The 12,997-nt window shown below is 70.9% G+C and carries 11 protein-coding genes; 8 read left to right on the forward strand and 3 right to left on the reverse strand.

Features of this window, described 5'->3' with window-relative positions:
- Nucleotides 1-50: 50 nt before the first annotated feature.
- The gene (locus WME75_RS38415) at nucleotides 51-368 is read right to left on the reverse strand and encodes a hypothetical protein (RefSeq protein ID WP_437481570.1); all 318 of its coding nucleotides are present in this window, start codon (nucleotides 366-368) and stop codon (nucleotides 51-53) included.
- A 117-nt stretch (nucleotides 369-485) separates the two neighbouring features.
- A complete protein-coding gene (locus WME75_RS38420) occupies nucleotides 486-1,040 on the reverse strand; it encodes a hypothetical protein (RefSeq protein WP_437481571.1) in 555 nt (184 codons plus the stop codon).
- 301 nt (nucleotides 1,041-1,341) lie between these two features.
- Between WME75_RS38420 and WME75_RS38425 the strand changes: the two genes are divergently transcribed.
- The 6 genes from WME75_RS38425 to WME75_RS38450 all read left to right on the forward strand — a co-directional run bounded on the left by WME75_RS38425 (nucleotide 1,342) and on the right by WME75_RS38450 (nucleotide 9,151).
- The gene (locus tag WME75_RS38425) at nucleotides 1,342-2,058 is read left to right on the forward strand and encodes a caleosin family protein (protein ID WP_437481572.1); all 717 of its coding nucleotides are present in this window, start codon (nucleotides 1,342-1,344) and stop codon (nucleotides 2,056-2,058) included.
- A gap of 76 nt (nucleotides 2,059-2,134) precedes the next feature.
- Nucleotides 2,135-3,538, forward strand: coding sequence for a glycosyltransferase family 87 protein (locus WME75_RS38430; RefSeq protein WP_437481573.1), 1,404 nt, complete (start codon nucleotides 2,135-2,137; stop codon nucleotides 3,536-3,538).
- Between the two features lie 31 nt (nucleotides 3,539-3,569).
- Nucleotides 3,570-4,016, forward strand: coding sequence for a PIN domain-containing protein (locus WME75_RS38435; protein ID WP_437481574.1), 447 nt, complete (start codon nucleotides 3,570-3,572; stop codon nucleotides 4,014-4,016).
- A gap of 219 nt (nucleotides 4,017-4,235) precedes the next feature.
- Nucleotides 4,236-5,552 (forward strand): putative metal-binding motif-containing protein, encoded by a 1,317-nt coding sequence (locus WME75_RS38440; RefSeq protein ID WP_437481575.1) that lies wholly within the window; start codon nucleotides 4,236-4,238, stop codon nucleotides 5,550-5,552.
- Nucleotides 5,553-5,581: 29 nt separating this feature from the next.
- A complete protein-coding gene (locus WME75_RS38445; RefSeq protein ID WP_437481576.1) occupies nucleotides 5,582-6,766 on the forward strand; it encodes an aldo/keto reductase in 1,185 nt (394 codons plus the stop codon).
- A 138-nt stretch (nucleotides 6,767-6,904) separates the two neighbouring features.
- On the forward strand, nucleotides 6,905-9,151 hold the full coding sequence (locus tag WME75_RS38450; protein WP_437481577.1) for a glycoside hydrolase family 2 protein: 2,247 nt from the start codon (nucleotides 6,905-6,907) through the stop codon (nucleotides 9,149-9,151).
- A gap of 22 nt (nucleotides 9,152-9,173) precedes the next feature.
- On the opposite strand, the gene WME75_RS38455 is transcribed toward WME75_RS38450, so the two are convergent.
- Nucleotides 9,174-11,360, reverse strand: coding sequence for a sensor histidine kinase (locus tag WME75_RS38455; RefSeq protein WP_437481578.1), 2,187 nt, complete (start codon nucleotides 11,358-11,360; stop codon nucleotides 9,174-9,176).
- Nucleotides 11,361-11,662: 302 nt separating this feature from the next.
- Between WME75_RS38455 and WME75_RS38460 the strand changes: the two genes are divergently transcribed.
- Complete coding sequence (locus WME75_RS38460) at nucleotides 11,663-12,430, forward strand: SDR family NAD(P)-dependent oxidoreductase (RefSeq protein ID WP_437481579.1); 768 nt, start codon at nucleotides 11,663-11,665, stop codon at nucleotides 12,428-12,430.
- A gap of 187 nt (nucleotides 12,431-12,617) precedes the next feature.
- Complete coding sequence (locus WME75_RS38465; RefSeq protein ID WP_437495011.1) at nucleotides 12,618-12,980, forward strand: GFA family protein; 363 nt, start codon at nucleotides 12,618-12,620, stop codon at nucleotides 12,978-12,980.
- Nucleotides 12,981-12,997: the final 17 nt, after the last annotated feature.

Below are 12,997 nucleotides of genomic sequence, written 5' to 3' on the forward strand. Positions count from 1 at the left end.
GGCTGGGTAGCCGGTGCTCACCGGGCCCTCCAGCTCGCGGGAGCCTCCTCTCAGCGGCGAGCCAGGCAGCTGTTCAACGACTCCAGCTGGATGCTGCACTCTTCGTTGTAATTCTCCGGAACGCAGTTGTCGTCGGCGTGGTTGCGGCACTCGAGGTAGGACTCCCACGCGTCCTCGCAGCCAGCCTCCTCGGCCGCCTCCGTGTCGGCGCCGCAGGCGTCCAGACAGGCGTCCTCGGTCATGGGGGCGCCCGGGCACTCCACCGCTCGCTCGCAGAGCTCAGGGCACCCCTCCTCGCCGTGGCCGTCGCTGCAGCTCAGGGCGGCGAGGGCGAGCCCGACGAGCGCCATGCTGGTCATCACCTTCATCGGGCCATCGTACCATGAGCGCGAGGCGGCGCGCGGCCCGCGCGGGCTCCGGGGGGAGAGGCCCCGCCGCCGCGGCAGCGCCGGGGGTCGCGGCGCCCTCCCCGGAGAGGACGCGGCTCAGGGCAGCAGCCGGGAGATGAAGCTCCACTTCGCCGAGCGGCCGGACTTCATGGCGAGGACCGTGGTCACGCCGATCACCCCCGCCGTGAGGGCGATGTTGAGCGGCCCCATGACGTTGAGGAGCTGCTGCAGCCCCGCGGCCTTCGCGGGCGTGCGCGGCGACGGCGTGTCGCCGTCCCGGACCGGCACGGCGCGGCCAGGCGCCTGCTCGCTCATCTGACGTCCGCTCACCATGTTGACGAGGCTCGTCGCGAGCGTCGCGCCGAGCAGGACGTCCTTCAAGCGCACAAGATTGCGGGTCTCCTCGTCGATCGACCGCCCCGAGATCATCGTCCGCCCGATAAACCAGGTGGCCGCGGCGGTGCCGAGCGAGATCGCGTTGACGAGGTTGTATCGCTGCCAGGCGTCGGCGAGCACCTTGCCGCGCTCGGCCTCGGAATGGATATCCTTGACCGCCTGGTGCAACGCCAGCCGGCCGAAGAGAGGGCCGCCGAACCCCGCGGCGAGACCGAGCTCATGTAATACCCATGCAGACGTCGAGAGTGTAGCCATGTCGTTCCACCTCGTCGCGACGCACCAAGCAAGATCGTGCCCAGGGCCCGACCGCGCTCCGTGCTCCAGGCCGTCGCAGGCGCGCCGGCTCAGCAGCGCGCCCGTGCGGGCGCTCCGTGATCGTTGGCCCCCCTGCGAGGCAATTTGCCTCACGCGCCGGCGATCCGGCCACGCGGACGCAGCAGGTTGCGCCGCGCCGCCCCGTTCCGCGCCGCGTCGGCCCGCGTCGGCCCGCGTCGTGCTTTCGCTCCCTGGCCAGGACAGGCGCGGCCAGGTCGCGCGGACGCGGGAGAGGAGCACCATGGACGAGCGAAATGGCAGGCTGAGGAACTTCAAACCGACGGAGCTATCCAGGTCGCCCGGGACCTCGGCGGACGCGAGCCCGCCGCCCCACGGCGAGGGGCGAGGACCGGAGAGGTTCGTGTCGGCGTCGGCGACCCGGGACGTGTACGGCACGCAGCCGGCGGCGCTCGGCGACAGGACGGCGCTCGAGTTGCACTCGGCCTTCTTCGACAGAAACCACGATGGGGTCATCACGCTCCGCGAGACCTACGAGGGGCTGCGCGCGCTCGGGATCGGGCGGGTGATCTCCGCGTGGTTCGCGCTCGCCATCCACGGGGCGCTCGGGCCCGCGACGTCCCGATCGTTGGTTCCCACGCTCTCGATCACCCTCGAGAATATCCACCGAGCGAAGCACGCGAGCGACACAGGCGTCTACGACAAGGACGGCAGGTTCGACCCGCAGAAGTTCGACGAGCTGTTCGCGCGCTGGGACAAGGACCGCGACGGCGCCCTGAACGCCCGCGAGCTCGTGGCGCGCGCGCTGGGAGATCGCGACCTGGGCGATGTGCTCGGGTTCCTGGCGTCAGCAGGCGAGTGGTCGGTGCTCTACGCGCTCGCCGGCAAAGGGGGGAAGCTGACGCGCGAGCAGCTGCGCCGGATGTACGACGGGACGCTCTTCTACGAGCTCGAGCAAGAGAGGCAGGCCGCCCGAAGCAGCGGGAGCGCCGCGGCGTGATCCGCCGAATCGGCGGAGCTCTCGCCCCGGCCAGGACACTTGACGTCCTGGATTGACACCACAGAACGTGAGCGCCGTGACCGCGCTCGCAGCCGCCGTCAAGAAGCGCCTCTCGGGAGAAATCCCGTGTTATATCGCGATCTTCGCGTTCTCCACGGCTGCCGCCTGGCTCTGCGTCCTCGACATCGTCCTCGAGCAGGCCGTCGCGATCGATTTCAAGTCGTTCTACGCCGCCGCCGTCGCGGCCCGCCGGGGCCTCGACGTGTACGACGTCGAGGTCCTCGAGTCGATCGCGACGGAGATGCGGCTGCCGCACGACCCGATGTTCCCTTACCTGTATCCGCCGTTCTTCGCGCACACCTTCTCGTGGCTCGCCCGCCTGCGCCCGAACGCCGCTCAGCAGGTCTGGTCGAGCATCGCCGTGGTCAGCTACGGCCTCGCCGCGACGTTCGCGGTGGTCGCCGTCCGCCGCGCGACGCAGGGCTCGCTCGCCGCGGCCCGCCGCGTCGCGGTCCCCACCGTCCTCATCGCGCTCATCGCCTTCCTCGCGTGGGCGCTCAACCTGCGCAAGAGCCTGGCGATGGGGCAGGTGAACCCGCTCGTCCTCGCGTTCATCTGCGCCGCGCTCGCGCTCTCGGTCGCGCGCAAGGACACCGCCGCGGGGCTCGCCCTCGCGGTCGCCGCGGGGATCAAGGTCACGCCGATCCTGCTCGCGATCCCCTGGGTCATCGAGCGGCGCTTCCGCGCGCTCGCCGGCCTGGCCGCAGGGCTCGCCGCCCTCGTCCTGATCAGCCTGCCGTTCGGCGCCGCGCCGGCGTGGCTCGAGTTCCTGCGGCGGCTGCCGCGCATGTCCCACGGGGCCAAGATCCCGGGCCTCTTCGACCCGGGGACGGTGCAGAATTTCTCGGTCGCCGGCTTCTACGCGCGGCTCTTCGGCCACGACACGGCCGCCATCAAGACCGCGTCGGCGATCACCCTCCTGCTCCTCCTCGGCGGCGCGCTCGCGCTGGGAGGCCGCTCCCCCTCCCCGTCGCGCTCGCTGCGGCGGCTCCTGCCGCTGCTCGTCACGATGATCGTGGCGAGCCCGTTCGCCTACGTGCACCACGTGCTCTACCTCTTCCCGGCCGCGCTCTACGCGCTGGACCGCGCGGCGGAGCAGGAGCGCCGGCTCGAGATGGGCGCGCTCGTGGTCCTGACGTCGCTCGCCACCATCGATTTTCCGTACGTCTATGAGCGCTTCAAGGGGCCTTTGCCGCGGCTCGCGCTCTCGATGAACCTGTACGTGCTGCTCGCGCTCTACGGGTTCGGCATGTTCCTGCTCTGGCGGGAGCGGCGCGAGACAGCGACAGGGCGCCAGCCGCCCGCGCCGACCAGCCCACGCGTAGGGGCGTTCCTTGACGCGAGCTCACGCCGACAGGTACGTCGTGCCGGTGCCCAGGATGACATTCCCGCAAACACCGCCGAACTCTCGGTCCGGTGACGAAAGCGCGAGGCAGCGCATCCTGCGGATCGTGCTCGACAGCTCCGTCGCCATCGCCTCGATGAAGCCCGCCGAGGCCGGGCACGCCGACGCGCTCGCCTTTCTCGAGCGCGCCCGCGCGGCCGTGGCCGCGGGGGCGGCGCAGGTGCTCGCGCCGCCCGAGCTGTGGCTGGAGGTGTACGTGGCCGAGCAGCGGCTCGCGACCTCGCGCCGTGGCGCGCCCGCGGCCGCGAGCGCGCTGGGAGGCCTCGAGGTCGAGCTTGTCGCGCCCGCGGACGAGGGCGCCGTCACCGAGTTCCTCGCCCTGCTGACGAAGCGCCTGCGCGGCCGCAGGCCCTTCGCCAACGCGACCGACCTCGTGTACCTGTGGGCCGCCCATCGCACCGACGCGACCGTCGTGACCCTCGATGAGGGCCTGCTCAAGTACCACGGTGTGGTCTGCGACGTGACGCGGCCGCAGCACGCCCGGCTCGCGTAACGCGCTAACGCGCCGCGCCGAACGGCGACGCGCTCCGCGACACCCGCTGTCCCGGCGGCGCCGAAGCGAAAACAGCGGCGGGATGGTCGATGGTCGATGGTCACAGCACAATATTTCGCTCTGCGCATACGCGCTTGTCGTGCCCGGCGAGGGCGGCTATCCCTGAGCTTCGCAGCGGAGCGCGCGGAGCTCGCGAGCCCGGTCTGCGCGGCGAGACGCATGCGAAGTACATCGCTTTCTTCACCGGCCCTCTCGGTGAGCGTGGCCCTTTTGGCCACGCTGGTCGCGTCGCAGGCCCATGCGCGCCGCAACGGGACGGCGGTGGAAGGGTGCAACGGCTGCCACAGCGGCGGCGCGGCGCCCGATATCACCATCGACCATAGCCCGAAGAACCCGGCGGCCGGCGAGGCAGTGACTCTGCAGGTGCAGATCCAGGCCGCCAACGCCGGCGGCATCTATCTCCGCACCGGGACGGGTCGGCTCTCCCCCATCGCCGGTCAAGGCACCCACCTCATCGACGACCGGCAGCTCGTCCACGACGCGCCGAAGCGGGCGAGCGGCGGGGTCGTTCGCTTCGACGCGCAGTGGATCGCGCCGGGAGCGGCGGGCGGCGTCGTCGTCGAGGTGTGGGCCGTCTCGGCCAACGGCGACAACGGCTCTCGCGGAGACGGCGCGTCGGCCGCCAGCGCCGCGTTTGCGTACGGATGCGAGGGGACGACGTATTACCTCGACCGCGACGGAGACGGATACGGCGACTCCGGCGTGCCCAGGGTCGATTGCTCCCCGCCCGCCGAGCACGCCCCCCGCGGCGGGGATTGCGACGACTACAGCGTCAACGTCCACCCCGATCAGGGTGAGGCCTGCAACGGGCTCGATGACAACTGCAATGGCCAGGTCGACGAGGAGCTCACGGTGAGCACCCAGTACGAAGACACCGACGGCGACGGGTACGGGTGGCTCTTCGGCGCGACGGTCGAGGCGAAGTGCCCCCCCGACGGCTACGCGCCGAGCTCGAACGATTGCAACGACAGGTCCCCTGACGTCCACCCGGACGCGGCCGAGACATGCAATCTGTCCGACGACGACTGCGATGGGCGGGTGGACGAGGGCGTGCGCGAGGTGTGCGGCGTCGGGATGTGCGCGCGCGAAGCGATCGCATGCACCCCTGGGTCGTGCACGCCCGGAGAGCCGAGCCCCGAGGCGTGCAACGGGGTCGACGACGACTGCGACGGCGAGACCGACGAGGATCCCGGCCTCTGCGAGCCCGGCGAGGGCTGCCCGAACGGCACGTGCAGCGGTGGGACCGGCGGCGGGACCCCCGGGAGCGCCGTCAGCGCCGTCAGCGCCGGCAGCGCCGGCAGCACCGGCGTGATGTCCTCCGGCGCCTCGGGCGGCGGCCCGCCGGACGAGGGCGGCACGAACGGCGGCGGCTGCGCCGTCGACCCCCGGGGCGGGTCTCCGTGGCGGCTGCTCGCCCTCTCGCCGCTCGCCCTCCTCGCGTTGCGGCGCCTGCGGAGGGCTGTCACGGTGCGGTAGGTCTCCCTCCCGAGGCCGAGGTGACACGCATGCTCTACCGCCGCTTCGGTCGCACCGAGATCGAGATGCCCGTCCTCTCCTGTGGAGGGATGCGGTACCAGCACTCCTGGAACGACAAGGACCGGAGCTCGCCGGAGAGCCAGCGCAACGTCGAGGCGTGCATCGCGCGGGCGCTCGAGCTCGGCATCCATCACATCGAGACCGCGCGGGGATACGGCACGAGCGAGGAGCAGCTCGGGCAGATCCTGCCGGAGCTGCCGCGCGAGCGGATCATCGTCCAGACGAAGGTCATCCCCGAGGCAGATCCGAAGGAGCTCCTCGAGAGGTTCGAGCGATCGATGAAGCTCCTCCGCCTCGATCACGTCGACCTGCTCGCGCTCCACGGCGTGAACGACGAGACGCGCCTCTCGTGGTCGCTGCGCAAAGGGGGCTGCCTCGACGCGGCGCTCGAGCTGAAGAGGCAGGGGCGCGTGCGCGCGGTCGGGTTCTCGACGCACGCGGCGCTGCCCGTGATCCTGGCCATGGTGCAGGACGGCCGCTGCGACTACGTGAACCTGCACTGGTATTACGTGAATCAGATCGCCTGGCCGGCCATCCAGGCTGCCGCCGAGCGCGACATGGGGGTCTTCATCATCAGCCCCACCGACAAGGGAGGGAGGCTGTACGAGCCGAGCGACAAGCTCGTGCGGCTCTGCGCCCCGCTCTCGCCGATCGTGTTCAACGACCTGTTCTGCCTCGCCCGCCCCGAGGTCCACACGATCAGCGTCGGGGCGGCGCGCCCGTCCGACTTCGACGAGCACATGAAGGTCCTGCCGCTGCTGGAGCGCGAGGGCGCCGCGCAGGCCGCGCTGGAGCCGATCCTGCGCCGGCTCGACGAGGAGCTCGAGCGGGTGCTCGGCCGCGCGTGGCTCGACACATGGCACGTCGGCCTGCCCGAGTGGGAGGCCGTCCCCGGACAGGTGAACCTCCGCGAGATCCTGCGGCTGTACAATTACGCCAGGGCGTTCGACATGATCGCCTACGGCAAGATGCGGTACAACCTCCTCGGCAGCGGCGACCACTGGTTCCCCGGCAACCGCGCCGAGCGCGCGCGGGAGCTCGACCTCGCGCAGGCCCTCGTGAGCGCGCCGCAGCGGCACCGCATCCCCGAGGCGCTGGCGGAGGCGCACGCGCTGCTCGCGGGACAAGAGGTCAAGCGCCTCGGCAAACACTGAGTCTGGGCCGGCGCCGGCTCGAGGCGCGCGGTCCCCGCGTGACCGCGCGCGGCGCCCCCTGCGCGGTTGACCGTTGAGCGTTTGCCGATCTTCATCTTCCGGACGGCGCGGCGGGGCGCTATGAACGGGGCCATTCCCATGCCCAGCACCTCACGCCTCGCTTCGGAGCACGTCGCCGCCTCGTACCCGCTCGTCCCGCTGGCGTGGGAGGTCGGATTCACGAGGGATCCCTCCGTCCCTCCCGCGGAGCTCGTCCCCGCGACGGTCCCGGGCGCGGTGCAGCTCGACTGGGCCAGGGCCAAGGGGCTCCCCGACTACACCGTCGGGGACAACTTCCGGCAGTTTCGCTTCGCCGAGGACGTCTACTGGGTCTATCGCGCGCGGCTCGAGGTGCCGCGGACCGGGGCGGGCGAGCGCGTGGTCTTCTATTGCGGCGGCGTCGACTACCGCTTTCGAGTGCTCCTCGACGGCGAGCTCTGCCACGACCAGGAAGGCATGTTCACGCCGTTCGAGATCGATCTCACCGGTCGCGCAAAGACGGGGGATGAGCTCTCCATCGTGATCTTCCCCGCGCCCAAGGCCACGCCGTCTCCGGAGGACCGGACGCAGGCGCGCCTCTCGAACAAGCCGCCCGTGAGCTACGGCTGGGACTGGCACCCGCGGCTGATCCCGTGCGGGATCTGGCAGGAGACAGGCATTCAGGTGCGCCCGGCGCGCCACTTCCGCTCGGTGGATTTCCGTTACCGCCTGTCGGACGATCTCACCACGGCCGATCTCGACGTGCGGATCGAGACGAGCGACCCCGGCGCGGGCGCGGCCGGCGCCTCGTATCGGCTCCTCGACCCGGAGGGAAACGAGGTGGTGTCGAGCGAGCGGCCCGAGGCGCGGCTCCCGGGCGTCCGGCTCTGGTGGCCGAACGGCGAGGGCAAGCCGGAGCTGTACACGCTCGAGGTGCGCCTCGACGGCGCCGTCGTCCACACGCGCAAGGTGGGCTTTCGCCGGGTGCGGCTCGTGATGCACGAGGGCGCCTGGGACGAGCCGGCGCGGTTCCCGAAGAGCCGGAGCCGGCCGCCGGTGACGCTCGAGGTGAACGGCCGGACGATCTTCGCGCGCGGGTCGAACTGGGTCTGCCCCGAGATCTTCCCCGGGATCATCGATGAGGGCGTGTACCGCCCGCTGCTCGAGCTGGCGCGCGACGCCCACTTCAACCTGCTGCGCACCTGGGGCGGCGCGATCATCAACAAGGAAGTGTTCTACGAGCTCTGCGACAAGCTCGGGCTCATGGTCTGGACGGAGTTTCACCTCGCGTGCAACCTGTACGAGGGCGAGCCGAGCTACCTGCGCGTGCTGCAGCAGGAGGCAGAGAGCACCATCCGGCGCGTCCGGCAGCACCCGTCGCTCGCGCTCTGGTGCGGGGGGAACGAGCTCTTCAACGTCTGGTCCGGCATGACCGACCAGTCGCTCCCGCTGCGCCTCCTCAACAAGCTGACCTACGAGCTCGACCGCGACACGCCGTTCATCCCGACCGCGCCGATCGACGGCATGGGGCACGGGGACTACCGGTTCCGCGACGAGCACGGCCGGGAGCCTCACCAGATCTTCGCCACGGCGAGCAACACGGCCTACTCGGAGTTCGGGTGCCCGGGGCCGTCGGACGTGGAGTACCTGAAGACGTTCATCCCCGAGGCCGAGCTCTTCCCGCCGCGGGAGGGCACCGCCTGGGAAGCGCACCACGCGTTCGCCGCCTGGAGCGCGGACCCCGGGAGCTGGCTTTGCCAGGCCACCCTGGAGCACTACTTCGGCCCCGCGAGGACGCTGGAGGAGCTCGTGGAGAGAGGGCAGCTCCTCCAGCGTGAAGGATACAAGTTCATCTTCGAGGAGGCGCGCCGGCAGAAGCCGGTGTGCTCGATGGCGCTGAACTGGTGTTACAACGAGCCGTGGCCGTCGGCCGCGAACAACAACCTCATCAGCTGGCCGCGCCGGCCGAAGCCCGCGTACCACGCGGTGAAGGCGGCGTGCAGGCCCGCGCTCGCCAGCGCCCGGGCGCCGAAGTTCGGCTGGAAGAGCGGGGAGGAGTTCCGCGCCGATCTGTTCGTCCTCAACGACGCTCCGGAGGGCGTCGCGTCAGGCACCGTCGAGGCCCGCATCGTCTGCGCGGGCCGCGCCGTGGTGCTCGTCAGCTGGCGCTTCCCCGACCTCGCGCCGCGGCGCAACGAGAAGGGGCCCACGCTCTCCTTCGTGCTCCCCACGTTCGAGGGCGACACGTTCCGGCTCGAGCTCGTCGTCGCAGGCCAGGAAGCGCTCGACTCGAGCTACACGTTCGCGTGCGCGAGCGTCTCCGAGCCGCGCAAGGCCGCGCCCGGAGAGCGGTTCCTCAACGGCTGAGCGAGGCGCCCCGCGGCGCCGATCACGAGGCCCTCTTCTGGCGCTTCGGCCAGAAGACGTGGAAGGTCGCGCCGGCGTACGGCGCCGACTCGAGCGCCACGTGACCGCCGCGCGTCTCGACGATCTTCTTCACCACCGACAGGCCGATCCCGGTGCCCTCGAGCTTGTCGCGCGCCTCCAGCGTCTGGAAGATGCCCCAGATGCGCTCCTGGAACTGCGGCGGGATCCCGGGACCGTTGTCTTTTACCGTGAAATCATAAAATTCCCCCGCGTCGGCGCACGCGATCTCGATGACGGCGTCGGCGCGGCGCGCGTGCTTCAGCGCGTTGCCGATCAGGTGCATGAACACCTGCTGCACGGGCACGCGCTCGGCGAGGAGCGTCGGCATGCCGTCGCCGACGACGATGCGCGTCTGGGGAGGCGGCGCGTGGAGCTCGATGCAATCGGCGATGAGCGCGCCCACGTCGACGGGCGAGAGCTTGTCGCGGATGCGCCCCGCGCGCGAGTAGCTGAGGATGCCCTCGATGAGCGCCTCGAGGCGGTGCACGCGGCCGCGGAGCATGCGCATCTGCTGGCGCGCCTCGTCGTTCATCTTGTCGGCGAGCCCCTCCTCGATCCACTCCGACAGGCTCGCGATGCCCCGGAGGGGCGCCTTGAGATCGTGGGAGGCGACGTAGGCGAACTGGTCGAGATCCTGGTTCGTGATCGCGAGCGCGTGGGCGAGCTGCTCGGCGCGCCGCCGCGCGCGCACCTGGTCGGTCACCTCGAAGGCGAGCACGGCGACGCCCTCGACCCGGGCGAGAGCGTCGTAGATGGGCTGGTAGATGAAGTTGAAGAAGCGCTCCTCGATGTCGCCGCCGTGCGCGAGCATCACCGGGAACTCGTCGCCGAAGAGCGGCTCGCCCGTGGCGTACACGCGGTCGAGCAGCGGGACGACCGCCGGCTCCGCCTCGGGCAGCGCGTCGCGCAGGCGCTTGCCCAGGACGTCGCGATCGCCGATGAGCTTCACGTACCGGGGGTTCGCGAGCTCGAAGACGTGCTCGGGCCCGCGCAGGACGCAGATGCCGGCCGGGGCCTGCATGAACAGCGTCTCGAGGCGCGACCTGTGCCGCTCGGCCTCGGCGAGCGCCGCCTGCTCGCGCGCGAGGAGCTCGGCCCGCTCCTCGGCGCGGAGGCGCTCTTCCTGGTAGGCCCTGGCGCCGGAGATCGTCGTGGCGATGTGGCCGGCCGCGAGCTCGAAGAAGTCGCTGTAGGCGGCGTCGAGCGCGCGGCGCGGGCTGACGCCGACCACGAGGAAGCCCTGGAGCGCGGCCTGCCCGGACCGCGAGAGCGGCAGCACGACCGCCTCGCGGCAGGGCTCGGGCCACCGGCCGCCGGGCAGCTCGCCGAACCGCTCGGCGGGGGTGTCGACGCGCAGGCACCGGCGGCCCCGCGCGACGTCCGCGAGGGGCCAGCTGCCGCCGTCCTCCGCGAGCGGGAGGCGCTCGGGGCTCGCCCGGCCGCCGGGAGAGAGCCCCTCGGCCGCCGCGAGGCGGGCCGCCGCCCCGCCCGGCTCGATCATGTACACGAGCGCGAACGGCACGTCCGCGGAGCTCTCGGCGAGCGTGCCCACCGAGCGGGCGAGGGTCTCCTCCGGCGAGACCATCGCCGCCGCGGCGGCCTGGGCGCCGAGGGCGCGCAGCGCCCGGAGGCGGCGCTCGCCGAGGACGCGCCCCGTCGTCTCGGCGCAAGCGCAGAAGATGCCTCCGACGGTGCCGTCCTCGATCAGGACAGGAGCATAGGAGAACGTGAAGTACGTCTCTTCTTGATAGCCATTGCGCGAGAGGATCAACTGGAAGTCTTCGGACCACGTCGCCTGCCCGGTGGCGCGCACCCCGTCGAGCATCGGGCCGATGACGTCCCATATCTCGCTCCAGCACTCGCGCCCCGGGCGGCCCAGGAACTGCGGGTGCTTCGTCGCGCCGAGGATGGGGCGGTACGCGTCGTTGTAGAGGCGAGCGTGCTCGGGCCCCCACCAGATCTCGATGGGGTGCCGTGACGCGAGGCAGATGCTGACCGCCGTGCGCAGGCTCTGCGGCCACCCGTCCACGGGGCCGACCGGGGTGAGCGACCAGTCGAGACCGCGCATGAGCTGCGCCATCTCACCGTCGCCGGCGAGGAACGGCGCGTCGCCGGGCCGGGCGGCCCCGGGGTGGTGGCTGTCCTGCATGGCTCTCCGTATACAATACATGTGCATGACGCCCTGTCACACTTCCTCACCCGCCCCGAGGAGGCCTGCCCCGATGAGCCCGGCAGCGCCTGGGCAGCCCGCCCGCTCGCGCTGAGCCCGCTGAACCGCTGCTGGGGCCTGCGACACGAACATGCTAGAGAGGGCAGGGTCGGCGAGAGGCCCACGCCCGAGAGGAGCAGCGAGCTGAAGGGCGCGAGCGGATCGCGGGAAGTGGGGAGTCACGCTTCGCGCGCCCTCGCGGCGGGGCGCGGGGGCACGACCCGTGGAGACAGGAGGTCACCATGAGATTGCAAGGCAAGATCGCGCTCGTCACCGGCAGCAGCCGGGGCATCGGCCGCAGCATCGCTGTTCGCTTCGCCCGCGAGGGCGCCGACGTGGCGCTCACGTACCACAAGAGCAAGGAAGGCGCCGAGGAAGCCCGGGCAGAGGTCGAGGCCGCCGGACGGCGAGCTCATCTGTTCGCCGTCGACGTCGCCTCCGTCCAGAGCGTGCAGCAGCTGATCCAGGACGTCGTCGCGCGCTTCGGCCGGCTGGACGTGCTGGTCAACAACGCGGGGCTGGAGAAGCGGGCGCCGTTCTGGGAGGTGACCGAGGAGGACTACGATCAGGTCGTGAACACAAATCTCAAAGCGGTGTTCTTCGGGAGCCAGGCGATGGTCCGTCACCTGCGCGAGGCGGGGCGCCCCGGCAAGATCATCAACATCAGCTCGGTGCACGAGGATCTCCCCTTCCCCAACTTCGCGGCGTACTGCGCCAGCAAGGGCGGCGTCCGCATGCTCACGCGCACGCTCGCGGTGGAGCTGCGCGGCACCGGGATCACCGTGAATGCCATCGCGCCGGGCGCGATCGCGACGGAGATCAACGCCGATCTGCTCAAGGATCGCGACAAGCTGAGCGCGCTGCTCGGGCAGATCCCGCTCGGCCGCCTGGGAAAGCCGGAGGACGTGGCCGGGCTCGCCGTGTTCCTCGCCTCGGCGGACGCCGATTACGTGACGGGCTCGACGTACTTCGTCGATGGCGGGCTGACCTGGAACTACGAGGAGCAGTAGGCGAGACACCGGCCCCGCGCCGAGAGGCGGGGTCGCTCGGTCAGCCCGGACACCGAGAAAAGTTCTCGACAGAAGGCAATGCATGACGCCGGAGCCCGGCGCCGGCGACCTGCCGCTGCAGCGCGGGGCGCCGCGGCGGTTCGTGTTTTTGCGGCACGCGACAGGCCGCCTGTGGCACCATGCGCCCATGACGGAGCTCAAGACTTATACAGGTGGCTGTCACTGCGGGAAGGTTCGCTACGACGTCAAGGCGGACCTGAGCGCTCCCGTGGGCGTGTGCAACTGCTCGCGCTGCGCGAAGCTGGGCGTGGTCCTGGCCTTCGTGCCGGTGGACCATTTCACGCTCAAGCAGGGAGGAGACTTCCTCACCGACTACCAGTTCAACAAGAAGGTCATTCACCACATGTTCTGCTCGGTCTGCGGCATCGAGTCGTTCGCACGGGGAACCGGGCCGGACGGGAAAGAGATGTGCGCCATCAACGTCCGCTGTCTGGACGACGTCGATATCGATGCTCTCAAGACAATGAAATTCGACGGCAAGAGCGTGTGATCACGGCCGGCGCGGGG

This window comes from Sorangium sp. So ce1014, from assembly GCF_051521505.1.
In the GTDB taxonomy this organism is placed as follows: domain Bacteria; phylum Myxococcota_A; class Polyangia; order Polyangiales; family Polyangiaceae; genus Sorangium.

Bases quoted from the DNA above. Each gene is read 5' to 3' on its own strand.
- WME75_RS38415 (WP_437481570.1), bottom strand. From the start codon at position 368: ATGAAGGTGATGACCAGCATGGCGCTCGTCGGGCTCGCCCTCGCCGCC.
- WME75_RS38445 (WP_437481576.1), top strand. From the start codon at position 5,582: ATGCTCTACCGCCGCTTCGGTCGCACCGAGATCGAGATGCCCGTCCTC.
- WME75_RS38455 (WP_437481578.1), bottom strand. From the start codon at position 11,360: ATGCAGGACAGCCACCACCCCGGGGCCGCCCGGCCCGGCGACGCGCCG.
- WME75_RS38450 (WP_437481577.1), top strand. From the start codon at position 6,905: ATGCCCAGCACCTCACGCCTCGCTTCGGAGCACGTCGCCGCCTCGTAC.
- WME75_RS38420 (WP_437481571.1), bottom strand. From the start codon at position 1,040: ATGGCTACACTCTCGACGTCTGCATGGGTATTACATGAGCTCGGTCTC.
- WME75_RS38465 (WP_437495011.1), top strand. From the start codon at position 12,618: ATGACGGAGCTCAAGACTTATACAGGTGGCTGTCACTGCGGGAAGGTT.
- WME75_RS38440 (WP_437481575.1), top strand. From the start codon at position 4,236: ATGCGAAGTACATCGCTTTCTTCACCGGCCCTCTCGGTGAGCGTGGCC.
- WME75_RS38425 (WP_437481572.1), top strand. From the start codon at position 1,342: ATGGACGAGCGAAATGGCAGGCTGAGGAACTTCAAACCGACGGAGCTA.
- WME75_RS38460 (WP_437481579.1), top strand. From the start codon at position 11,663: ATGAGATTGCAAGGCAAGATCGCGCTCGTCACCGGCAGCAGCCGGGGC.